Origin of the sequence: Bacillus sp. Pc3 (assembly GCF_000815145.1) — a bacterium.
Lineage (GTDB): Bacteria > Bacillota > Bacilli > Bacillales > Bacillaceae > Bacillus > Bacillus velezensis.
Window position 1 is genome coordinate 2,883,704 of the sequence record NZ_CP010406.1, and the last position, 23,047, is coordinate 2,906,750.

The following is a 23,047-nucleotide window of genomic DNA, read 5'->3' on the forward strand; positions in this document are numbered from 1 at the left end:
TGCAGACAGATGGAATTGCTGCAGCTAAAATACTTTCAGACAGTTGCCTATACTGAACATATTTCTAAAGCGGCAGAACAATTAAAGATTGCCCAGCCTTCTTTAAGTCTCACTATAAAAAGACTTGAGAATGAACTGGGAACAACCTTGTTTGAGAGAAAAGGCAGAAATATTAAGCTGAGTTCAGCAGGGAAAATTCTTTTAAAACATGTAAACAGGATTTTTACTGAGATTGAAAATGCACAAACGGAAATTCAATTGGAGGAACATCAAATTTCTGACACCATCAGAATATCTATTTCCAATCCAAGATTCCTTGCAGGACTGATGAGTGAATATATCAACCGCTCCCCTCAATCAAAAATTCTCCAAGCAATCGGAGTTAAAAGCGAGATCATAACAAGTTTAAAAAAAGGGGACATTGATTTAGGAATAACAGGTCATCCGATTCAAGATGAAGAGATAGAGAGTTGGGTGCTGGTAAATGAAGATATTGTTCTGGCTTTGCCCTCAAACCACCGATTTACGGGTAAAACAGAAATTTCTTTACGCCTTGTCGCCGATGAACCATTTATTACCCTTGCTAATAATGAAGAGTATAGCGGTTTTACAGCCTCGCTTTGTGAGAAAGCCGGTTTCACCCCAAATATTGCATTTGAGGCAGATTCTCATTTACTGGTCGAGATTATAAAGCTGGATCAAGGTGTGGCGTTGCTTCCTATTTCAGTTTGCAGAACATTGGGGCTGAATTTTATAAAAGTGACTGATCACTCTGCTTCATATCCAGTCGGCTTATCTTGGATGAGACATAAGCTGTTGTCTTCTTCGGTAAGAAATTTTCGTGACTTTATTATGTCGTACTATAAAGATAACTATGAAATGTTTAAGGTTTATTAAAGGGTTTCATCATACTCCTTACTCAACTGCACCGTTAGCGGCATAAGAAAAAGGACACCCCTTCTCCAGCTTTTGATGTTTTCTTTTTAGGGATGTAATGAGGGGAAACTTGTTGCTTACATTCATTTCCCGTTTCACTTGTTGCGGGGTGGGTACTTGCGATTGTTAGTTTAATGCCGGCTTCCTTTGACACGCTGTTAAAAATTAATGTTTTTAGTTGGTAAGCCTGCTATTAGAGCCGTTTTGCTATACGGATCTCGTGAATTTTTTCAATTGTTCTTTTCGATCATAATTAGATATTTGCTGAACGGTAAAACATTGGAACCAATCCTGCCCGGACGCCAAAGAGGGCATCAAAGCCGCGGTACAGCACATTAAACAGCTCAATGAAGAGCACAGAAAAATACAATAAAAAGCTTCCGGCATCAAAGAGAGGTGCCGGAAGCTTTTTTTGCTGAAAAGGAATCAATAAAGGCCCGTAATGCACAGCTCATATATGAATCCTTCCGCGTGACGAATTCCGTTTTCATCATGCTGAAAGATTCGGGAATGGTCCATATCCGAACCGCGCCTAGTGCGGCGTGCTGAGTAATTACGCTTCGCGGGAGCAGCGTAATGCCGAGCCCCGCTGTCACTCCCCCGATAATCGCTTCAAGGGTGCCGAATTCCATAATGGCCGGATGCGCCGTTCCAATGGAATGAAGCCACCGCTCTAATGTGTCACGATACGTGCAGCCCGTGCTGTACACAAGAAGCGGCTTTTTTACCGCTTCTTCTATAGCGGTGACGGCAGCGGGAGTCACGACAACGGCTTCTTCTTCAAAGGCCGGGATGGAGTGCAAATCCGGATGATGAAAGTGACAGCCGATAAATGCGCCGTCCAATTCATAGCGAAGAACTTTATCGGTTACATATTGTGTATGTCCTGTCGTAAGGGACAGCTCCACATCAGGATACCGCTCATAATAAGAGGCTAAAAGTTTTGGCAGCCTGACGGCGGCTGTTGTCTGGGTGGAGCCGATCATAAGCGGTCCGCTCGGCTTGTCTGTTGAAGCGAGCGCCATTTTGGCTTCTTCTATCAGACCGACGACCTGATCCGCATAATGGAGGAGCACCGTGCCGCTTGAAGACAGCGTCATCCCGCGGTTATGGCGGAAAAACAGCTCGGTTTTCAAATCTTCTTCCAGCTGGCGGATTCTGGCCGTCACGTTTGACTGCACATAGCCGAGACGCGCAGCCGCCTTTGTAATGGAACCTTCACGGGCCACCATCTGAAAAATCCGCAAATCTCCGCTTTCCATTGTCATCTCTCCCTCTTTGCTATCATTTTTTGTGATATGAAACATCTTTAACAATCATTATACGAAAATGCACATCTCCATTACAATAAACATATCAGCTGATGAACATCGAACGTAAGAGGAGAAGAAGCCATGAATTTACAACATAAAACGGCACTGGTCACAGGCGGCGGTACAGGAATCGGAAGAGCGGCGTGCCTTGCCTTAGCAAAACGGGGAGCGGCTGTTGTCATTAACTATTCACATTCAAAAACGGAAGCGGAACAAACGGCAGAATTCATAATAAAAGCAGGCGGACACGCGATGACCATTCAAGCGGACGTTTCTATAGACAAACAGGCGAGAGACATGGTGAACGAAGCGGCCAGCCGATTCGGAAGCCTTGATTTACTCGTAAATAATGCGAGCATCACCAGACATATTCCGCTTCATGATTTGGAATCTGCAACGAAAGAAGTATGGGATGAATTATTTGCTGTCAATGTAAACGGGATGTTTCATTGCGCCAGAGCGGCAGCGCCTCATATGAAAAAGCAAAAGTCAGGTGCTATTGTGAATGTCGGGAGCATCGCCGGCCTGACGGGAGCGGGTTCTTCCCTTCCGTATGCCGTTTCCAAAGCGGCCGTGCATGGCCTGACAAAATCATTGGCCCATGCGCTGGCGCCGGACATCCGTGTATGCTGTGTCGCGCCCGGAGCCGTTGCAACAAGATGGTGGACGGGGCGGGAAGAGACGATGTACCGGCTTGCCGGAAGCCTTCCGCTGGAACGGATCGCCGCTCCGGAAGATATCGGAGAACTGATTTGCTCTGTGCTGGAGCAGGAATCACTGACGGGACAAATCATAACAGCCGATTGCGGCCAGACGATGTGACGAAAGGAGAGAGAAATGTGCCGTTTGTACAGATCCATTTACAGAAAGGAAAAAGCGGACTTTGGCTCAAAAAAATGAGCACTGTTATTCACACCGCCATGACGGAGATGATTGATGTTCCGCATGATGACTATTTTCAAGTGGTGCATCAGCACGAAAAAGGGGAGTTTTTCTATGATCCGTCATATCTTCAAGTCGAGCGGAGCGATGAACTGATGTTTATCCGCTTTACTTTGAAAAACTCCAGAACAACTCATCAGAAACAAGCATTCTATCAGCATTTGGCTGACCGGCTGCACGAAAAGCTGGGCGTCAGAAAAGAAGATGTGTTTATCGTCCTCTCAGGCAATGCGGCGGAAGACTGGTCATTCGGAAACGGGGAGGCCCAGATGATATAAAAAAATCCCGCGGCATCCGCGGGATTTTTCTTTGTTAAACGGCTTTCGCCTTTTCTTCTTGTTTGCCTGTCTTTTTATTTGTCAGCTTAATTGATTTAACAAACAGCGTGAGGATCAATCCGGCAGCGATAAAGGCCAGGCCTGTGAAAAACACGCTGTGAAGCGAATCCATCAGTGACGTTTTCAAAACCGGCACGATATGGGAAGAAAATGCGGCCGGAATCTGCTTAATCGATTCCTGGCTGAACAGGGATTGAAGCAGCCCTTCAGGATTCTTGTCAATCATACCTTTAAACTGGGCGGCAAAGGCACTTGCCTGTTTCGGGAGTGAGTCTAAGTAAGGCACCAGTCTGTCGGTTAAAAGGCTTCCTGATCTGGCATTCATGACAGCGCCGAGCACCGTAATACCGAACGTTCCCCCGATCATCCGGAAAAATTGGCTTGAAGAGGTCACAACACCCAGCTCTTCTTTTGAAAACGTTTCTTGCAGAGCGAGCGTGAGAAGCGGCATGACGAGCCCCATTCCCAGACCGATCACGGCCATATAGCATGTAGCCGCGAGCTTGCTTGTATCCAGCTGCAAGGTCGTTAATAAGAAGAAGCCGACGGCCATGATCAGCATGCCGATCATGATTTGCGGTTTAATACCGATCTTATAAACCAGCTGGCCTCCGATAATACTTGTGATAATCATAGATACCATCATCGGCGTCATAATCGTGCCGGACGCGGTGGCGCTGACTCCGATAATTCCCTGCATAAAGAAAGGAACGAACGTAACGGCGCCGAACATGCCGATACTCATGAAAAAGCCGATCAGATTCAGTACGGTAAACGTTCTGTTTTTAAACAGGTACATCGGCAGAATCGGTTCTTTTGCTTTGATTTCAGCGAAAATGAATCCGACAATCCCGGCAAGTGCAAGCGCAAAGAGACCGAGAATCTGCCAAGAGCCCCATGCGTAATCCTTTCCTCCGAAGCTGAGCGCGAGGAGGAGGCTGACGATTCCGACGATCATTGTGAAAATGCCGGCGATGTCAAAGTTAATCGGCCCGGTCTGTTTTCTGCCTTGAAGTCCTCTTGCGATAAAGATCACGGCTAAAATTCCGACAGGCAGGTTGATATAGAAAACCCATTTCCAATTTAATGAGTCAACAATCCAGCCCCCGATTTGCGGGCCGATCACGGAAGCAAGCCCGTAAATCGCTCCGAAAAGCCCTTGGAACTTGGCACGCTGTTTCCCTGTGAACAAATCCCCGATGACGATCATAGCCATCGGCATCATGACACCGCCGCCGATTCCCTGAAGTCCGCGGAAAATAATCAGTTCCGTCATGTTGCTGGCCATTCCGCACAGTGCGGAAGCTCCCATAAAAATCAATAAACCTGATACATAGACGACGCGGCGCCCCAATAAATCTGCAAGTTTCCCCGCAATCGGAACGATCGTCGTCGAAGTTAAAAGATATGCCGTGGTCAGCCACGTCATCATGCTTAATCCCCCGAGGTCACCCACGATTTTAGGAATCGCCGTTCCTACGATGGTGCCGTCAAGGGCTGAGAAAAACATGGCGATGATTAAGCCGGTTATTAATAATGTGCGTTTTGGATCTTTCTTTTCAATGCTCATGTTTCGGCAGCTCCTCTTTTCTATTCGTTTTCTTTTTGCTCAGCCGCGTATTTCTCGGCGGCTTCCGCTACTTTGCGGATGATGTTCACGGACTGAATCAGTTCATCGTCAGTCAGAACGGATAGGTTTCGCGCCAGTATCGCTTTCCGTCCTTCCACAACATCTTCGAATTTTGTTTCGCCTTTTTTGGTGAGGCTGATGTCGATGACGCGTCTGTCCTGCTGGTTATGTTTGCGGACGATAAGTCCTTTTTGTTCGAGGCGGTCGGCCATCAGCGTCACTGCGCTCGGCTTTACCTCCATGCGTTCTGCAATTTCGGAAACTTTGCAGCTCCCGTGTTTTTTCAGGCTGGCTAAAACAAATAATTGGGCAGGCGTCACCTCGTGTTTTGCCATGCTTTCCACCATTTCAGGCTGTATGTTTTGCAGCAGCGTCTGAAGAGATTTCTGGATGTCAGACACATATTGATCCGCGTTTTTCATAACTCCTCCTCATCTTGTTCCTTGAGAAAATAATTAACATTAGTTAAATATAAATAAGGATTAATGACAAGTCAATCTTTTTGTGCAAAAATAAAAAAAGGATTGATGCTTGTCGAAAACATCAAATCCTTCTTGTTTTACTGCTGGTAGGGAGACTGCTGCTGAATGGTCTGCCGGAACTTCTGATACGATTGCTGAAGCTTTTGAGTATCGGCTGCTTCAATGGAATACCAGCCATTTTGAAACATCACATCGTATAATCTTCTTTGCGCTTTTTGTGACTCATCGAAAATCGCCTGAATATCTTGGTAAAGAGACTCGTGGCTGAACTCGTGCAGAGCTGTGCAATATGAAGCAGTGATGTATTTTTCCGTCGTCAGCAGCTCATTCACCAAATCTCTGTCATTCATTTGCGCCGTATTGGGCACGGGCGTTTGCGGATTCGTGATTTTTTGGTTTTGCTGTTCCATGTATTGTCCTCCTATTGCATAAAGCCTGTTGTTGTCTGTCCGCCTTGATCGGGGTTCAAGCGGCCCAATATGTGCTGATAATGCTTCTGATGCATCCGGCCGATCTGATCAAGCTCTTGTTTTAACGTCGGATTCTGGCAGTGTTCCGCCATAAAATGCGCTTTTTTCATGGCAAGCAGATTCCAGTTCAGCATGTCCTCAAGATACAAATGGTCTTTCGTTGAGATGACGGCAGGCGGCAAGTTTCCGTGCTGCTCTTGATTGTTCATATAAACGCCTCCTTCAATTCTGTTCTTTTTAGCTTTCTCTGCGATCGGAAATTCATACACGAATAAAAGAAAAAGGAGGGAGTTCATCCTTGCTGCGGAGCATATGTTTATTTTTGTCGAAAAATAAAATGCTTACAAAATTCGCCCAGGCTTACGGAATCCGCTTCGGTGCGGGAAGGTTCGTTGCAGGGGAAACACTCACGGAAGCTGTGAAAACGGTAAAGCGGCTGAACCAAAAAGGGCTGTCGGCTTCGATTGATTATCTAGGTGAATATGCGGGGTCAGAGAAGGATGCGAGAAGGACGGCGGAAGAATGTAAAGAAGCAATCAGGGCGATTGCCGAGAATCAACTGGATTGTGAGCTGTCGCTGAAATTAACATCCATCGGTCTGGATATTTCCGAGAAACTCGCGGAACAGCATGTCAGAGACATATTGACGGAGGCAAAAGAACGCGGCGTGCCTGTAACGATTGATATGGAGGACTATTCAAGATGCAGCCGTACGCTTGAGCTGTATAAGCGGTGCAAGCCGGATTTCCCGATGCTCGGCACCGTCATTCAGGCTTATTTGTACCGCGCAGCTGAAGACATCAGCGGTCTGATGCCATACAAGCCGAGGCTCAGGCTTGTAAAAGGCGCTTATAAAGAATCGGCGGCCGTTGCATTCCCTGATAAAAAAGCAACCGATCTTCATTTTCAGCAGCTGATTAAGCTGCAGCTTTTGAGCGGCCATGAAACGGCGGTGGCGACACATGATGATGACATCATTTCTTATACGAAAACACTCATCAGCAAACATCAGATTCCCCGGGAGCAGTTTGAATTCCAAATGCTGTACGGCATCAGAACGGAGCGCCAGAAGGAGCTTGCCGAAGAAGGATACAGGATGAGGGTGTATGTCCCGTACGGAACCGATTGGTACGGGTACCTGATGAGAAGAATTGCCGAGCGCCCGGCAAATGCGGCATTTGTGCTGAAAGGGATCTTCAAAAAATAACGGCTGCTCCAAAAAGCAGCCGCAGCATGTTATTCCATGTTGTCTTTTTTATATTGTTGATTTTGGCTCGTCCGTTTGCCGCCGCCGTATTTTTGTTTCGGTCCCGCATTTCCTTTCATGCTGGCCGCGCTCACTGCGGCAGAAGACGGATCTTTTCTCCCTCGCACCATTCCCTTCACCTCCGGGTTTAAGTTTCCCGCCCGCGCCACGGAACATGCGGAAGCAGAAAAATTTAAAAAAATTCCATATTTGCTATTGAAGTCATCCTGAAAATCTTTTAAGATGTAAGAAGAAAAGGGTTTCATTTTTTTTGCCGAAAAAATGAATGACTATTCATTCAAAGTTCAAGGGGGATGACTCATGCACAAGTTTATAAAGAAAGCAGCCGTTCTCGGATCAGGCGTTATGGGGTCCGGAATTGCCGCGCACTTGGCTAACATCGGAATTCCCGTCCTGCTGCTTGATATTGTGCCAAACGAGCTGACAAAGGATGAGATGAAAAAAGGGCTGACATTAGAAAGCCCGGAGGTCCGCAGCAGACTGAGCCGATCGGCCATGCAAAAGCTGCTGAAGCAAAAACCGGCGCCGCTGACTTCGGCTGCCAATCTCGACTATATAACGGCGGGGAATTTGGAAGATGACGCAGCTCAATTGAAGGATGCTGATTGGATTATTGAAGTCGTCGTCGAAAATCTTGACGTGAAAAAACAGATTTTCTCACTCGTTGATGAATACCGGAAACCGGGAAGTATCGTGTCGAGCAATACGTCCGGTATCTCCGTCACAAAAATGGCGGAAGGCCGATCTGCCGATTTTAAAGCTCATTTCTTAGGAACCCATTTCTTTAATCCGGCCCGCTACTTAAAGCTTCTGGAAATCATTCCGATTCAGGAAACAGATCCTGACGTGCTGGAGTTTATGACTTCATTTGCAGAAAACACGCTCGGGAAAGGGGTCGTCATCGCAAAAGACACGCCTAACTTTATCGCCAACCGCATCGGTACGTACGGCCTGCTGGTCACGGTAAGAGAAATGCTTTCTTCCGGCTGCCGCATCGGCGAGGTGGACACGGTGACCGGGCCTTTGATCGGCAGACCGAAAAGCGCGACCTTCAGAACCCTTGACGTTGTGGGGCTTGATACTTTCGCCCATGTGGCAAAAAATGTGTATGATAAAGCCGACGGCGCTGAAAAAGACATGTTTAAGCTTCCTGAATTTATGAATGACATGCTGAAAAACAATTGGCTGGGCAGCAAATCAGGCCAAGGTTTTTACAAAAAAGAAGGTAAAACAATATATGAACTCGATCCGCTGACCATGACATACGGTGAGCGCTCGAAAATGAAGACGCCCGCTTTAGAAGCCGCCAAACAGGCAAAGGGTGCCAAAGGCAAAATGAAAGCGCTTATATACTCTGATGACCGCGCCGGACGCCTGCTTTGGAATATCACATCGCAAACACTCTTATACTCAGCCCGGCTTTTAGGTGAGATCGCTGATGATATCAAAGCGATTGACGACGCCATGAAATGGGGCTTCGGATGGGAGCTCGGACCGTTTGAGATGTGGGATGCCATCGGCGTCAGAAAATCAGCGGAGCGGCTCGAAGAAGAAGGCGCAGCACTCCCCGTCTGGGTGAAAGAAATGCTTGATCAGGGCCATGAAACATTTTATATGAAGGAAAACGGAACACCATTTTACTATTCAGACGGCCAATACAGGGCTGTGAAAGAAAATCCGAAACGGATCAGCCTGCAAACGTTAAAAGAAACAAAAGGCGTGATCACTAAAAACAGCGGAGCCAGTCTGATTGATCTCGGCGATGATGTCGCGCTGCTGGAATTTCATACGAAAAGCAACGCGATCGGCTTAGACATTATTCAGATGATTGACAATGCGCTTGAGGAAACGGAGCGGAATTATAAAGGTCTTGTCATCGGAAACCAAGGCAGACATTTCTGCGCGGGGGCAAACCTTGCGATGATTTTGATGGAAGCTCAGGATGATAACTTCATGGAAGTCGATTTTGTCATCCGCCGTTTTCAGCAGACGATGCTGAACATCAAATACAGCGCTAAACCCGTTGTTGCGGCGCCATTCGGGATGACACTCGGCGGCGGCACGGAAGTCTGTCTCCCGGCGGCACGCGTTCAGGCGGCGAGCGAATCGTATATGGGTCTTGTTGAAACCGGCGTCGGCCTTATTCCGGGCGGCGGAGGAAACAAAGAGCTGTACATGAATTATTTGGACGGCGGAAGTGAACTGATGGACGCAGCGATTAAAACCTTCGAAACAATCGCACTTGCCAAGGTGTCCGGTTCGGCACACGAAGCCCGTGATATGAAGATTTTGTCCGCGGCAGACCGTATCAGCATGAATCAGGATCACCTGCTGCACGATGCGAAACAGCTGGCTGCTTCCTTATATGACAGCGGATACCGCCCGCCTGCCCGCAAAAAAGTGAAAGTCACCGGGGAAACCGGATGTGCGGCATTACTGCTCGGAGCAGACCAAATGAGACGGTCGGGTTATTTATCCGATCACGATATGAAGATTGCGAAGAAGCTGGCCCATGTCATTGCCGGCGGAAGAGTCCCGTTCGGCACGGAGGTTTCAGAAGAATATTTACTCGAGATTGAAAGAGAAGCCTTTTTAAGCCTCGCTGGCGAGGCGAAATCTCAAGCGAGAATGCAGCATATGCTCGTCAAAGGCAAACCTTTACGGAACTAGGAGGGTGTTTATGAGAGAAGCAGTCATTGTGGCCGGTGCGAGAACTCCGGTCGGTAAAGCGAAAAAAGGATCGCTTGCAGCCGTTCGTCCTGATGATTTAGGCGCGCTTTGTGTAAAAGAAACGCTGAAACGGGCAGGCGGATATGAAGGAAATATCGATGACTTAATTATCGGATGTGCAACACCTGAAGCCGAACAAGGATTAAATATGGCGCGGAATATCGGTGCGCTGGCGGGGCTTCCTCATACGGTGCCGGCCATTACGGTGAACCGCTACTGCTCTTCCGGGCTCCAATCCATCGCTTACGGTGCTGAAAAAATCATGATCGGCGCGGGTGACACCGTCATTGCGGGCGGTGCGGAATCCATGTCGCAAGTTCCGATGATGGGGCATGTGACCCGCCCGAATATCGCTTTGGCGGAGCATGCGCCTGAGTATTACATGAGCATGGGGCACACAGCGGAGCAGGTAGCCGAAACGTACGGCGTATCCAGAGAAGACCAGGATGCATTTGCCGTCCGCAGCCATCAGAATGCCGCAAAAGCCCTTAAAGAAGGGAAATTCAATGACGAAATCGTGCCGGTTGAAGTATCGCTGACAGAAGTCGGTGATGACCATAAGCCGCGGAAAAAACAATTTACCTTTTCTCAAGATGAAGGCGTTCGTCCCGGCACATCGGCTGACGTCTTGGCGAAGCTCCGTCCGGCTTTTTCTAAAACGGGAACCGTGACGGCCGGGAACTCTTCACAAACAAGTGACGGCGCGGCGGCTGTCATGCTGATGGATCGCGAAAAAGCTTCGTCGCTCGGATTGGCGCCGCTTGTCAAATTCCGTTCCTTTGCCGTAGGCGGCGTTCCGCCTGAGGTAATGGGGATCGGTCCGATTGAAGCCATCCCGCGGGCGCTCAAGCTTGCCGGACTCGAATTACAGGATATCGGGCTTTTTGAATTGAATGAGGCCTTTGCTTCACAGGCCATTCAAGTCATCAGATCGCTTGGGATAGATGAAGAAAAGGTGAACGTCAACGGAGGCGCCATCGCGCTCGGACATCCGCTCGGATGCACGGGAACGAAGCTGACCCTGTCACTCATTCATGAAATGAAACGGAGAAACGAGCAATTCGGCGTGGTGACGATGTGCATCGGAGGCGGCATGGGAGCTGCCGGCGTATTTGAACTCATTTAAAAAAAGGGGGAAACGAACATGAAACAGGAAACGGTCAACGTCAAAAAAGGCGGCAGCTTTCTGATTGAAGAGACGGGATATGATCAAATATTCACTCCGGAGGACTTTACAGACGAACACAAAATGATCGGCAAAACGACAGAAGACTATGTCGTAAACGATGTGCTTCCTTATATCGATGAAATTGAAAACCATCAGTTCGAGCATTCGGTCAGACTGCTGAAAAAAGCCGGAGATCTCGGCCTCCTCGGAGCAGACGTGCCTGAAGAGTACGGCGGAATCGGTCTGGATAAAATCAGTTCAGCCTTCATTACGGAAAAGTTTTCACGTGCCGGCAGCTTTTCGCTGTCTTACGGCGCTCACGTCGGGATCGGCTCATTGCCGATCGTGTTCTTCGGAACGGAAGAACAGAAAAAAAACTATTTGCCGGACTTGGCTTCAGGACAAAGAATCGCGGCATACGCCTTAACTGAGCCCGGTTCAGGTTCAGATGCCCTCGGCGCGAAAACCACGGCTGTTTTGAATGAAGCGGGCACACACTATATTCTTAACGGAGAAAAGCAATGGATTACAAACTCCGCCTTTGCAGATGTCTTTGTCGTCTACGCTAAAGTGGACGGAGATAAGTTTTCTGCATTTATCGTAGAAAAGAACTATCCGGGCGTGTCAACGGGACCGGAAGAGAAAAAAATGGGGATTAAGGGTTCATCGACAAGAACGCTGATTTTAGATCAGGCGGAAGTCCCAAAAGAAAACCTTCTCGGCGAAATCGGAAAAGGCCATGTCATCGCTTTTAATATCCTGAATATCGGGCGCTACAAGCTTGCCGTCGGCACAATCGGCGCTTCAAAACGGGTGATTGAGCTGTCTGCCGCTTATGCAAACCAGCGCCGGCAATTTAAAACGCCGATCTCAAGCTTCACGCTTACTCAGGAAAAGCTTGCGACGATGTCAGCTCGGCTTTACGCGATGGAGAGCTCTGTATACAGAACAGTGGGCTTATTCGAAGATAATATGAGCAGACTGACGGAAGAGGAGCAAAAAGACGGACGCGAAGTCGCGAAGTCAATCGCCGAGTACGCGATTGAATGCTCGCTCAACAAAATGTGCGGTTCTGAAACGCTTGATTATATTGCCGACGAAGGCGTTCAAATTCACGGCGGTTACGGATTTATGCAGGAATATGAAGTGGAGCGCGCTTATCGCGACTCAAGAATCAACAGAATTTTTGAAGGCACAAATGAAATCAACCGCCTGATCGTAACGAGCACGTTCCTGAAAAAAGCCGTAAAAGGTCAGCTGCCGCTCTTTGAAAAAGCAAAAGCGCTCCAAGAAGAACTCATGATGCTGATGCCTGAAGAGCCGGGATCAGAACCTCTTGAACAGGAAAAATACATTGTCAGACAGGCGAAAAAGATCGCCCTCTTGACAGCGGGTCTCGCGGCGCAGAAATACGGCAAAGAGATCGAAGGCGAGCAGGAAATCATGGTGAACATTGCCGATATTGTCAGCGCGCTGTACGCTTTGGAATCTGCCGTCCTCAGAACGGAAAAAGCAATTGCGGCGGACGGTGCCGAAAAAGCCGCGCAGAAGCTGTTATATACGGAAATCTTTGCCCAGGAAGCCCTTCAGAACATTGAAGCGCACGCCAAAGAATCACTGATCGCCATGGAGGAAGGAGACTCCCTCCGCATGATGCTTTCCGTGCTGCGCAAACTGACGCGCCTGACGCCGAAAAACCTCATTCAGAAAAAACGTGAAGCGGCAGCCGCCGTCTTCCGTGAAGAAAAATATACGGTCTGACCACATGCTGAAAGCGCTCCTTCATCAGGGGCGCTTTTTCACGAAGCAACGTTATAGGTTTTTACAAGTGATTGTGTTAAAATAACGACGATCATTTACAAGGGGTGAAGAAGATGTCGTTAAATTTTTACTGGTACCCTAAATGCGGAACGTGCCGTAATGCGAAAAAATGGCTGGAAGACCGCGGTAAGGAAATAAACGAAATACATATCGCGGAGGAAACTCCGTCGAAAGAAGAAATTAAAGACCTCTATGAGAAGAGCGGTCTTGAGCTGAAAAAGTTTTTCAACACGAGCGGAATGAAATACCGCGAGCTGAACTTAAAGGAAAAGCTGTACCACATGTCAGAGGATGAACAGCTCGAACTCCTGGCATCAGACGGTATGCTCCTGAAACGCCCGATTACGACAGACGGCGAAAAAGTCACTGTCGGCTTTAAAGAAGACCAATTCGAAAAATATTGGATGTAATGCCAGGTTCAAAGAATTATGGTATCTTCTTATTATAAGAAAAAAATGGAGGGATTTAGATGAGCACACCGAAAGATATGCGTTATTCCAAAGAGCACGAATGGGTCAAAGTTGAGGACGGAAAAGCCCGCATCGGGATTACACATTTCGCGCAAGCCGAACTTGGCGACATCGTCTTTGTCGAGCTTCCGGAAGTCGGCGCCGAAATTAAAGCGGACGAGCCATTCGGCAGCGTGGAATCCGTCAAAACCGTATCCGAACTGTACGCACCGATTAACGGAACGGTGACGGAAGTGAACGAAGACCTTGATGACAGTCCTGAATTCGTAAACGAGTCTCCGTATGAAAAAGCGTGGATGATCGTCGTGGAACCGGCTGATGCTGAAGAAATCGAAAACCTCATGACTTCCGAGCAATATGACGAAATGACACAGGAAGACTGATCGGATAGCAAACGGGCCATTTGGACATTCTATCTGTAACGGGAGGTGTCTAAAATGGCTTTTGATAAACAAAAGGTCGATGTGACGGAGAACGTTACGGGCCGCTTTCAAAACGGCCGGTTTTCCTTGTTTCATGAAAATGAAGCCATCGGCGAGATGACAGGCATGGACCAGTACGAGCTCAAACAGGGCTTTTCATTTGAAAATCAAAAATTTTATAAAACAGCCGATGTCATAAACGGCAGCGATCCGAAATATGTCGATTGCGATTATGAGAATGGCTGGTGTTAACAGTTGGCGGTGAATTTCACTGCCTTCTTTTTCAATCTGACGCTAAAACAATCGGCAGGTGACGCGCTTATGTACAACGGAGATGAAAAGGTCATTATCGTAGAAGGAAAATCTGATAAAATCAAAGTCAGGGAAGTGCTCATCGAACCCGCGGAGATCGTCTGTACAAACGGGACAATCGGCCAAACCGAACTGGAAGATTTGGCGGACCGCCTGTTTGACAGAGACGTCTATATTTTAACGGACGCAGATGACTCCGGAGAAAAATTAAGAAAACAGCTGAAACGGGAGCTTCCCGACGCGCGCCATATTTATATAGACAGAACATACAGGCAAGTCGAGTCGTGCCCGGGCCATCATCTCGCATCTGTGCTGATCAGAGCCGGCTTTGATGCTGACACTGTATTTTTGAAGAAGAACGACCTGAGGTGGTAATCATGAAAGAACTCCAAGAAAATGAACTCGAATCGATTCAGGATGACGTTTATCTCCTGTATTTGTACACCCCGTTTTGCGGCACATGCCAGCTGGCGTCCAAAATGCTTACTGTCGTCGAAGAAATGCTGCCCGGCGCCGCCTTCTATAAAAACAACGTGAATTATTCCCCCGCATTCGCCAAAGCCTATCAGATTGAAAGCGTTCCGTGCTTTTTGCTGTTTAAAGGCGGAGAGCTTGTTGAGAAAGGATACGCCTTCCGCTCCGTTTCCTATTTATATGAGCTGATTAAACAAAAAACATCGCAAACGTTCCCGATGTGACAATATTTACAGGAAAATGTCGTGCGGTTTATAAAGGGTTCTGTCCGTTAAAAAGAGAAAGTGTATGTATGGCCATTAAAACGGGAGGTTATACGAGTGGAGAAAATAGAAGTTTCAGAGAATGACGGACAGCATCTGTTTTTGAAACCGCTATTAAACGCCTCAACGCTGCTGATTACATTCCAAGGAGAAACAGAAGCCTTAACGGTCTCAATTAACGGACAGGGAGAAATGAGAAAAACGTCGGTTTCAAAGGAAAAATCTAATTTGACCTTTTACGGAAACCAGACGGAAATCATTCATCTCCTGCATGGTGATGTCTCTTTGCAAAAGCTTATCCAAAGCGGAAAACTCAAAGTGAAAGGATCATTCAGAGCTCTGCTGAAGCTGGAGGCCATCCTCTGGCTGACAAACGGATTTTTTCAGGCGATCAGTAAACGGCCGTAACTGCCAATCTACTATGTGACAATAGCTTCCAATATTTATTTTATTGACTTTTTATCATTCGCCGTGCTATTCTACAGTAAGAATTTCCGGACGAAAATACGATATGTTTTCTCTTATCAAGAGAGGTGGAGGGAAGTGCCCTATGAAGCCCGGCAACCATCAACAATGTTGAAATGGTGCCAATTCACTCGAAGCGGTCTGCTTTGAAAGATGAGAGAAAGGCCTTTTTCAATAAGCCTTTCTGCTCATTTTTGCAGAAAGGCTTTTCTTTTGTGGAGAAACCCGGAAGATTTCTTAGAATAGTGTAAGGCGGGTGATTGCTTTGATCCATCTTCAAAATGTTTCAAAAATTTACAAAGCGAAGCATGGGGATGTCAATGCTGTCCAAGATGTCACTCTTGATATCAAAAAGGGCGAAATATTTGGAATTATAGGATATAGCGGAGCTGGTAAAAGTTCCTTAATCCGTCTCCTGAACGGCCTTGAAAAGCCGACGTCGGGAACCGTGGAAGTCGCGGGGACGGAATTAAATAAAGTAAGCAGCCGCGGGCTGAGAAAAGCGCGCCAGGAAATCAGCATGATCTTCCAGCATTTTAACCTTCTGTGGTCGCGCACCGTCCGGGAGAACATTATGTTTCCGCTGGAAATCGCCGGCGTGAAAAAAAGCGAACGGGTCCGCCGCGCTGATGAATTGATTAAACTGGTCGGATTAGAGGGGAAAGAAAAATCTTATCCGTCGCAGCTGAGCGGCGGTCAAAAGCAGCGTGTCGGCATCGCCCGGGCGCTCGCCAATAATCCGAAAGTCCTTCTGTGCGATGAAGCGACATCAGCGCTCGATCCGCAGACGACCGATTCAATTTTGGATCTTTTATCCGATATAAATGACAGACTCGGCCTGACGATCGTGCTCATTACCCATGAAATGCACGTCATCCGAAAAATCTGCAACAGAGTCGCAGTCATGGAAAACGGGAAAGTCGTTGAAGAAGGCGAAGTACTCCAAGTTTTCAGAAACCCGCGCGAACCGATGACCAAGCGTTTCGTTCAGCAGGTGACAGAACCGGAAGAGACGAAAGAAACCATCCAGCATTTTCTGCAGGAAACAGCGACAGGAAAAACGATTCAGCTTTCATTTGTCGGGCAGGCCGCCGAGCAGCCCCTCATTACGGAAATGATCCGAAACTTTGATGTGGACGTCAATATTCTGCAGGGGAAAATTTCACAGACGAAGGACGGAGCCTACGGTTCTTTATTCATTCATATTGACGGTCAGGAAAAAGAAGTAGAAAACGTGATCCGGTTCATCAAAGACAAACAGGTAGAAGCAGAGGTGATCACAAATGTTTGAAAAATGGTTCCCGAACGTTGATATAACCGAGCTGTGGACGGCCACATACGAGACCCTTTATATGACGGTCATCGCTTTAGTTTTTTCATTTATCATCGGAGCGGTTCTCGGTCTTCTGCTCTTTTTAACGGGCAAGGGAAGCTTATGGGAAAATAAAATCATTAACACCGTGATTGCGGCGGTCGTTAATATTTTCAGGTCTATTCCGTTTCTTATTTTAATTATTCTGCTTCTCGGCTTTACTAAGATTTTGGTCGGATCGATTTTAGGACCGAACGCCGCATTGCCGGCGCTGATTATCGGCTCCGCGCCGTTTTACGCCCGTCTTGCGGAAATTGCGCTCCGGGAAGTCGATAAAGGAGTCATCGAAGCTGCCAGATCAATGGGAGCAAAGACATCGACGATTATCTTCAAAGTGCTGATTCCTGAATCAATGCCTGCGTTAATTTCAGGCATCACCGTTACGGCCATCGCCCTGATCGGATCTACCGCCATTGCCGGCGCCATCGGTTCAGGCGGACTCGGAAACCTTGCATATGTAGAAGGCTACCAGTCCAATAATACGGATGTAACGTTTGTAGCGACAGTATTTATACTCATCATCGTCTTTATCATTCAGATTATCGGTGATGTGATTACAAATATAATAGACAAAAGATAAGGGAGGATTTACATTGAAAAAGATTATATTAAGTGCGCTGCTGCTTGTGTTCGCGGGAGTTTTGACCGCCTGCGGATCAAACGGCTCAAATAAAAAGGAAATCGTCGTCGCCGCGACAAAAACACCGCATGCTGAAATCTTAAAAGAAGCGGAACCGCTCTTGAAGGAAAAAGGCTACACATTAAAAGTAAAAGTGCTGAACGATTACAAAATGTACAACAAAGCGTTAGCTGATAATGAAGTGGATGCGAACTACTTCCAGCACGTTCCTTACCTTGAACAGGAAATGAAAGAAAATAAAGATTACAAACTCGTGAATGCCGGAGCCGTTCACCTTGAGCCATTCGGAATTTACACGAAAAAATACAAATCACTGAAAGACCTGCCTAAAGGCGCGACCATCATCATGACTAACAATGTCGCTGAACAAGGCCGTATGCTAGCGATGCTTGAAAAAGCCGGACTGATCACACTTGATCCGAAGGTGAAAACGATTGAAGCGACTACGAAAAACATTACGAAAAACCCGAAAAACCTGACATTCAAAAAAATCGCCCCTGAATTAACGGCGAAAGCATATAATGAAGAAGAAGGCGATGCAGTCTTCATTAACGTCAACTATGCGATTCAAAACAAACTGAATCCGTTAAAAGACGCGATTGAAGTGGAATCAACGAAAAACAACCCGTACGCAAACATCATCGCCGTACGCAAAGGTGACGAAAAATCAGAGAAAATCAAAGCGCTTATGGAAGTGCTTCACTCTAAGAAAATCAAAGACTTCATTGAGAAAAAATACGACGGAGCCGTGCTTCCCGTATCTGAATAAAGCGAAAACCCCGGATGAGTCATCCGGGGTTTTTTTCGGGTATTAATCGGAGAACTGTCCATAATAAAAGGGAAGGTTAACTTATTGGAGGGAATGGCAGTGGCTCAATACCAGGATAACGGCAAAAGCGTGCATGACGCGTTAAAACAATACAAAGAAGGTTTAGGCATATTTGAACAAAAAATGCCGATGATGGGGCGGAAGTTTAATGAATTTACTGAACAGTGTTTCTCAGCGGATTCATTAACTGAAAAAGAGAAACAATTAATCGCTCTGGGTATCAGCATCAGCGCTCAAGATGAATTTTGCATGATTTATCATACGAAGGGCTGCCTTGACCAAGGGGCCACAGAAGAAAACATCCTTGAGGTCATCAGCGTCGCGGCGGCATTCGGGGGCGGCGCGGCTCTCAGTCAGGGAGTGACCCTCGTGCAGCAGTGCATTCAGGAATTCGGACATACGACGCATTAGAATGAGCAATCGTGTGAATACCGTTTTTCAGATAAAGTGAGCGCCGGTTTCCGGCACATTCGAAAGGATTCAGGGGCACACTCTCTTTGGCCGGAGCAGGGGATCATTGTTACAATAGAAACAAATATATGAAGGGATTGATTCATTATCTGCACCAGCCACGAGAGACTGGACCTTGACTATACGCCTGAAATGGAAAAAGCGATGCAGAAGTCACACGGCATCGGCTACGAGGAATACGGACGGCGTCTTTCAAAAAGGATGGAAGTCGAACGGCAGAGGGAGCTTGAATATCAAAAAAGCAAGTTCCTCGCAGCGCAGCTTAATGAGAAAATCGGTCAGTAAAAAAGGGTGGATTTCCGCCCTTTTTCTGTTTCAAACAGCTTTAATTACGCCTTGATCTTTGATAAACTTTAGGAATGTTCCGGGTAATATAAAAAGTTGTATTTACTTTTCATTTGTTATAAAATTAGAATGAGAATAAATTGAGAATAATGATTATATATTTTGGAGGTATAGATATGGCTGCTTCAACATTAACGATCAAGGATCTTCACGTTGAAATCGAAGGAAAAGAGATCTTAAAAGGTGTAAACCTTGAAATAAAAGGCGGCGAATTCCACGCTGTCATGGGGCCGAACGGTACCGGTAAATCCACGCTTTCAGCAGCGATTATGGGACACCCGAAATACGAAGTTACAAAAGGCAGCATCACGCTTGACGGCAAGGATGTACTGGAAATGGAAGTGGACGAGCGCGCTCAGGCGGGTCTTTTCCTGGCGATGCAGTACCCAAGCGAAATCAGCGGTGTGACAAATGCCGATTTCCTTCGCTCTGCGATTAACGCACGCCGTGAAGAAGGCGATGAAATTTCTCTTATGAAATTCATCCGCAAAATGGACGAAAACATGGAGTTCCTTGAAATGGACCCTGAAATGGCGCAGCGTTACCTGAACGAAGGTTTCTCAGGCGGGGAGAAAAAACGCAACGAAATCCTTCAGCTTATGATGATCGAGCCGAAAATCGCCATTCTTGACGAGATCGATTCAGGTCTTGATATCGATGCGCTTAAAGTCGTTTCTAAAGGAATCAACAAAATGCGCAGCGAAAACTTCGGCTGCTTAATGATCACTCACTACCAGCGCCTCCTGAACTACATCACGCCTGATGTCGTTCACGTTATGATGCAGGGACGCGTAGTGAAATCCGGCGGCGCGGAGCTTGCACAGCGCCTTGAAGCGGAAGGTTATGACTGGATTAAACAAGAACTAGGCATTGAAGACGAAACTGTAGGCCAAGAAGCGTAAGCGTTAGGGGGATAATCATGACATTGGAAACGAAACTATCCGTAGATCAGGAATATGTCAAAGGCTTTTCCGAAAAGCATCAAGAACCTGCCTGGCTGAAAAACCTGCGCTTACAGGCTCTTGAAAAAGCTGACGATCTGCCGCTGCCTAAGCCTGATAAAACAAAAATCACAAATTGGAACTTTACAAAGTTCAACAAGCATACAGTAGAAAATGCGCCGCTTGCTTCTTTAGAAGATTTAGCTGATGAAGCAAAAGCGCTGATCGATATCGAAAACGAAGACAAAACGTTATACGTGCAGCGTGACCAAACGCCCGCTTTCCTTTCTCTTTCTAAAGAACTGAAAGACAAAGGCGTCATCTTTACGGACATCTTAACGGCTGCCCGTGAGCACAGCGACCTCGTTGAGAAGTATTTCATGAAAGACGGCGTTAAGGTCGACGAACATAAACTGACTGCGCTTCATGCAGCATTAATGAACGGCGGGGCATTCCTTTATGTTCCTAAAAACGTTCAGGTGGAGACGCCTGTTCAGGCCGTTTACGTTCATGAAAGCAATGACACGGCATTGTTCAACCACGTGCTGATCGTCGCTGAAGACCACAGCTCCGTCACTTACGTTGAGAACTACATCAGCACGGTGAACCCGAAAGAAGCGGTATTCAACATTATCAGTGAAGTGGTCACAGGTGATAATGCCAGCGTGACGTACGGTGCCGTTGACAACCTGTCAGCAGGTGTCACAACATACGTCAACCGCCGCGGAGCCGCGCGCGGACGCGACAGCAGAATCGAGTGGGCGCTCGGACTGATGAACGACGGCGACACGATTTCTGAAAATACGACAAACCTCTACGGAGACGGCACATACGGCGATACGAAAACCGTAGTTGTCGGAAGAGGAGAACAGACGGAAAACTTTACGACGCAGATCATCCACTTCGGTAAGGCTTCTGAAGGCTATATCCTGAAGCACGGAGTCATGAAAGATGCCGCATCTTCCATCTTTAACGGAATCGGCAAAATCGAGCACGGCGCGTCTAAAGCAAACGCTGAACAGGAATCCCGCGTTCTGATGCTGAGTGAAAAAGCACGCGGAGATGCAAACCCGATTCTTTTAATTGATGAAGACGATGTAACTGCAGGACATGCGGCATCTGTCGGCCGTGTGGACCCGATCCAGCTTTACTACTTAATGAGCCGCGGAATTCCGAAAGAAGAAGCGGAGCGCTTAGTCATTTACGGATTCCTTGCTCCGGTGGTAAAAGAGCTTCCGATTGAAGGAGTTAAGAAACAGCTCGTCTCCGTCATCGAAAGGAAAGTAAAATAATGAATATCACCGATATTCGTGAACAGTTCCCGATCCTTCATCAGCAAGTGAACGGACATGACCTCGTGTACCTTGACAGCGCGGCGACTTCCCAGAAGCCGCGTGCTGTCATTGAAGCAGTGGATCAGTATTACAGCAAATACAATTCCAATGTCCACAGAGGCGTTCATACTCTTGGCACGAGAGCGACAGACGGCTATGAAGGTGCGCGTGAAAAAGTCCGTAAGTTTATCAATGCGAAATCAATGGCTGAGGTCATTTTCACAAAAGGCACGACAACTTCACTGAATATGGTGGCGCTAAGCTATGCCCGCGCCAGCTTAAAACCCGGTGATGAAGTGGTCATCACCCAAATGGAGCATCATGCGAATATCATTCCGTGGCAGCAGGCTGTAAAAGCAACCGGCGCGACTTTAAAGTATATCCCGATGCAGGAAGACGGCACGCTTTCGTTAGATGACGTCCGGCAGACTGTCACAAGCCATACGAAGATCGTGGCAGTCGCTCATGTGTCAAACGTGCTGGGCACGATCAACCCGATTAAAGAGATCGCCAAAATCGCTCATGACAATGGCGCGGTCATCGTGGTGGACGGGGCGCAAAGCACACCGCACATGAAAATCGACGTTCAGGACTTGGATTGCGACTTCTTCGCGCTTTCTTCCCATAAAATGTGCGGCCCGACGGGAATCGGCGTGCTGTACGGCAAGAAAGAACTGCTTGAGAATATGGAGCCGGCCGAATTTGGCGGCGAAATGATCGACTTTGTAGGGCTTTATGAATCAACTTGGAAAGAGCTTCCGTGGAAATTTGAAGCAGGCACACCGATTATCGCAGGCGCGATCGGATTGGGAGCCGCGATTGATTTTCTTGAAGAGATCGGACTCGACGAGATTTCCCGGCATGAGCATAAGCTTGCAGCCTATGCGCTTGACCGTTTCGAGCAGCTAGACGGCGTGACGGTATACGGTCCGAAAGAGCGGGCGGGACTTGTGACATTTAATCTTGATGAGGTTCACCCTCATGATGTCGCGACTGTCCTCGATGCTGAGGGCATTGCGGTCAGAGCCGGCCATCATTGCGCCCAGCCGCTCATGAAATGGCTGGATGTATCTGCTACTGCGAGAGCGAGTTTTTATCTGTATAATACAGAGGAAGAGATCGATAAGCTCGCGGAAGCCCTCCAAAAGACAAAGGAGTACTTTACAAATGTCTTTTAATGCAAATTTAGATACATTATACAGACAAGTGATCATGGATCATTACAAAAATCCGCGCAACAAAGGGGTTTTGGATGACAGCATCGTCGTCGATATGAACAACCCGACTTGCGGCGACCGGATCAGACTGACAATGAAGCTTGACGGCGATACCGTTCAGGAAGCGAAGTTTGAAGGAGAAGGCTGTTCTATCTCCATGGCTTCAGCTTCCATGATGACGCAGGCGATTAAAGGAAAAGATATTGATACCGCCCTTTCCATGTCTAAGATTTTCTCAGACATGATGCAAGGGAAAGAGTATGACGACTCGATAGATCTCGGGGATATTGAAGCTCTTCAAGGCGTTTCGAAATTCCCGGCCCGGATTAAATGTGCCACCCTTTCATGGAAAGCACTTGAAAAAGGAGTCGCTGGCGAAAAAGGCGGCAATTAAA

General features: G+C 47.3%; 28 protein-coding genes, 1 pseudogene and 1 riboswitch. Of the genes and pseudogenes, 23 read left to right on the forward strand and 6 right to left on the reverse strand.

The window, feature by feature from the left end; all coding sequences use genetic code 11:
• Positions 1-9 precede the first annotated feature (9 nt).
• Both SB24_RS13725 and SB24_RS20020 read left to right on the forward strand, forming a co-directional pair.
• Positions 10-897 carry a LysR family transcriptional regulator gene (locus SB24_RS13725; RefSeq protein WP_031378373.1) on the forward strand — a complete coding sequence of 296 codons (888 nt, stop codon included), beginning with the start codon at positions 10-12 and terminating at the stop codon, positions 895-897.
• Between the two features lie 310 nt (positions 898-1,207).
• A pseudogene (locus tag SB24_RS20020) lies at positions 1,208-1,309 on the forward strand (DUF2573 family protein); the annotation flags it as partial.
• 13 nt (positions 1,310-1,322) lie between these two features.
• Here SB24_RS20020 and SB24_RS13730 read toward each other — a convergent pair.
• Complete coding sequence (locus tag SB24_RS13730; RefSeq protein ID WP_012118393.1) at positions 1,323-2,198, reverse strand: LysR family transcriptional regulator; 876 nt, start codon at positions 2,196-2,198, stop codon at positions 1,323-1,325.
• Between the two features lie 132 nt (positions 2,199-2,330).
• Here SB24_RS13730 and SB24_RS13735 point away from each other — a divergent pair, with 132 nt between their 5' ends.
• Both SB24_RS13735 and SB24_RS13740 read left to right on the forward strand, forming a co-directional pair.
• On the forward strand, positions 2,331-3,071 hold the full coding sequence (locus SB24_RS13735; protein WP_039253936.1) for an SDR family NAD(P)-dependent oxidoreductase: 741 nt from the start codon (positions 2,331-2,333) through the stop codon (positions 3,069-3,071).
• Positions 3,072-3,088: 17 nt separating this feature from the next.
• Positions 3,089-3,469 (forward strand): tautomerase family protein, encoded by a 381-nt coding sequence (locus tag SB24_RS13740; RefSeq protein WP_031378375.1) that lies wholly within the window; start codon positions 3,089-3,091, stop codon positions 3,467-3,469.
• 34 nt (positions 3,470-3,503) lie between these two features.
• On the opposite strand, the gene SB24_RS13745 is transcribed toward SB24_RS13740, so the two are convergent.
• The 4 genes from SB24_RS13745 to SB24_RS13760 form a co-directional block, all read right to left on the reverse strand.
• Positions 3,504-5,099: an MDR family MFS transporter gene (locus tag SB24_RS13745; RefSeq protein WP_007410079.1), complete on the reverse strand. Its 1,596-nt coding sequence runs from the start codon at positions 5,097-5,099 to the stop codon at positions 3,504-3,506.
• Positions 5,100-5,119: 20 nt separating this feature from the next.
• Complete coding sequence (locus tag SB24_RS13750; RefSeq protein ID WP_015418172.1) at positions 5,120-5,581, reverse strand: MarR family winged helix-turn-helix transcriptional regulator; 462 nt, start codon at positions 5,579-5,581, stop codon at positions 5,120-5,122.
• 137 nt (positions 5,582-5,718) lie between these two features.
• Entirely contained in the window at positions 5,719-6,051 is a 333-nt protein-coding gene (locus SB24_RS13755) for a spore coat protein (protein WP_003151830.1), read from the reverse strand.
• An 11-nt stretch (positions 6,052-6,062) separates the two neighbouring features.
• Entirely contained in the window at positions 6,063-6,320 is a 258-nt protein-coding gene (locus SB24_RS13760) for a hypothetical protein (protein ID WP_039255043.1), read from the reverse strand.
• An 89-nt stretch (positions 6,321-6,409) separates the two neighbouring features.
• Here SB24_RS13760 and SB24_RS13765 point away from each other — a divergent pair, with 89 nt between their 5' ends.
• Positions 6,410-7,318, forward strand: coding sequence for a proline dehydrogenase family protein (locus SB24_RS13765; RefSeq protein WP_039253939.1), 909 nt, complete (start codon positions 6,410-6,412; stop codon positions 7,316-7,318).
• A gap of 29 nt (positions 7,319-7,347) precedes the next feature.
• On the opposite strand, the gene SB24_RS19680 is transcribed toward SB24_RS13765, so the two are convergent.
• Complete coding sequence (locus tag SB24_RS19680; RefSeq protein WP_003151836.1) at positions 7,348-7,488, reverse strand: YuzL family protein; 141 nt, start codon at positions 7,486-7,488, stop codon at positions 7,348-7,350.
• Between the two features lie 190 nt (positions 7,489-7,678).
• On the opposite strand from SB24_RS19680, the gene SB24_RS13775 reads away from it, so the two are divergent.
• The 18 genes from SB24_RS13775 (at position 7,679) to sufU (ending at position 23,046) form a co-directional block, all read left to right on the forward strand.
• Positions 7,679-10,048 (forward strand): 3-hydroxyacyl-CoA dehydrogenase/enoyl-CoA hydratase family protein, encoded by a 2,370-nt coding sequence (locus tag SB24_RS13775; protein WP_039253942.1) that lies wholly within the window; start codon positions 7,679-7,681, stop codon positions 10,046-10,048.
• Between the two features lie 10 nt (positions 10,049-10,058).
• The gene (locus SB24_RS13780; protein WP_003151841.1) at positions 10,059-11,234 is read left to right on the forward strand and encodes an acetyl-CoA C-acetyltransferase; all 1,176 of its coding nucleotides are present in this window, start codon (positions 10,059-10,061) and stop codon (positions 11,232-11,234) included.
• Between the two features lie 18 nt (positions 11,235-11,252).
• Positions 11,253-13,037, forward strand: a complete 1,785-nt coding sequence (locus SB24_RS13785) for an acyl-CoA dehydrogenase family protein (protein ID WP_021494004.1) — start codon at positions 11,253-11,255, stop codon at positions 13,035-13,037.
• Positions 13,038-13,150: 113 nt separating this feature from the next.
• The gene (locus SB24_RS13790; protein ID WP_003151843.1) at positions 13,151-13,507 is read left to right on the forward strand and encodes an arsenate reductase family protein; all 357 of its coding nucleotides are present in this window, start codon (positions 13,151-13,153) and stop codon (positions 13,505-13,507) included.
• 59 nt (positions 13,508-13,566) lie between these two features.
• Positions 13,567-13,950, forward strand: coding sequence for a glycine cleavage system protein GcvH (gene gcvH, locus SB24_RS13795; RefSeq protein WP_003151844.1), 384 nt, complete (start codon positions 13,567-13,569; stop codon positions 13,948-13,950).
• A 54-nt stretch (positions 13,951-14,004) separates the two neighbouring features.
• On the forward strand, positions 14,005-14,241 hold the full coding sequence (locus SB24_RS13800; protein WP_003151845.1) for a YusG family protein: 237 nt from the start codon (positions 14,005-14,007) through the stop codon (positions 14,239-14,241).
• A gap of 69 nt (positions 14,242-14,310) precedes the next feature.
• Entirely contained in the window at positions 14,311-14,676 is a 366-nt protein-coding gene (locus SB24_RS13805) for a toprim domain-containing protein (protein ID WP_032868013.1), read from the forward strand.
• Positions 14,677-14,678: 2 nt separating this feature from the next.
• Positions 14,679-14,999 carry a thioredoxin family protein gene (locus tag SB24_RS13810; protein WP_003151847.1) on the forward strand — a complete coding sequence of 107 codons (321 nt, stop codon included), beginning with the start codon at positions 14,679-14,681 and terminating at the stop codon, positions 14,997-14,999.
• Between the two features lie 96 nt (positions 15,000-15,095).
• Positions 15,096-15,446: an SCP2 sterol-binding domain-containing protein gene (locus SB24_RS13815; protein ID WP_007410085.1), complete on the forward strand. Its 351-nt coding sequence runs from the start codon at positions 15,096-15,098 to the stop codon at positions 15,444-15,446.
• A gap of 110 nt (positions 15,447-15,556) precedes the next feature.
• Positions 15,557-15,663, forward strand: a riboswitch (SAM riboswitch).
• Between the two features lie 105 nt (positions 15,664-15,768).
• The gene (metN, locus tag SB24_RS13820; protein ID WP_003151850.1) at positions 15,769-16,794 is read left to right on the forward strand and encodes a methionine ABC transporter ATP-binding protein MetN; all 1,026 of its coding nucleotides are present in this window, start codon (positions 15,769-15,771) and stop codon (positions 16,792-16,794) included.
• Positions 16,787-17,455 carry a methionine ABC transporter permease gene (locus SB24_RS13825; RefSeq protein ID WP_007410086.1) on the forward strand — a complete coding sequence of 223 codons (669 nt, stop codon included), beginning with the start codon at positions 16,787-16,789 and terminating at the stop codon, positions 17,453-17,455. Before metN ends, SB24_RS13825 begins: the two co-directional genes overlap by 8 nt.
• Positions 17,456-17,468: 13 nt before the next feature.
• Positions 17,469-18,284, forward strand: coding sequence for a methionine ABC transporter substrate-binding lipoprotein MetQ (gene metQ / locus SB24_RS13830; RefSeq protein ID WP_039063598.1), 816 nt, complete (start codon positions 17,469-17,471; stop codon positions 18,282-18,284).
• A 93-nt stretch (positions 18,285-18,377) separates the two neighbouring features.
• Entirely contained in the window at positions 18,378-18,755 is a 378-nt protein-coding gene (locus tag SB24_RS13835) for a carboxymuconolactone decarboxylase family protein (protein ID WP_031306536.1), read from the forward strand.
• 192 nt (positions 18,756-18,947) lie between these two features.
• Positions 18,948-19,100: a YuzK family famiily protein gene (locus SB24_RS20025; RefSeq protein WP_003151857.1), complete on the forward strand. Its 153-nt coding sequence runs from the start codon at positions 18,948-18,950 to the stop codon at positions 19,098-19,100.
• A 176-nt stretch (positions 19,101-19,276) separates the two neighbouring features.
• The gene (gene sufC, locus SB24_RS13840) at positions 19,277-20,062 is read left to right on the forward strand and encodes a Fe-S cluster assembly ATPase SufC (RefSeq protein WP_003151872.1); all 786 of its coding nucleotides are present in this window, start codon (positions 19,277-19,279) and stop codon (positions 20,060-20,062) included.
• Between the two features lie 17 nt (positions 20,063-20,079).
• Positions 20,080-21,393 (forward strand): Fe-S cluster assembly protein SufD, encoded by a 1,314-nt coding sequence (sufD, locus tag SB24_RS13845; RefSeq protein ID WP_015240539.1) that lies wholly within the window; start codon positions 20,080-20,082, stop codon positions 21,391-21,393.
• Positions 21,393-22,613 carry a cysteine desulfurase SufS gene (gene sufS / locus SB24_RS13850; protein ID WP_007410089.1) on the forward strand — a complete coding sequence of 407 codons (1,221 nt, stop codon included), beginning with the start codon at positions 21,393-21,395 and terminating at the stop codon, positions 22,611-22,613. Before sufD ends, sufS begins: the two co-directional genes overlap by 1 nt.
• A complete protein-coding gene (gene sufU, locus SB24_RS13855; protein WP_003151877.1) occupies positions 22,603-23,046 on the forward strand; it encodes a Fe-S cluster assembly sulfur transfer protein SufU in 444 nt (147 codons plus the stop codon). The genes sufS and sufU overlap by 11 nt, the downstream gene beginning before the upstream one ends.
• Position 23,047 lies beyond the last annotated feature (1 nt).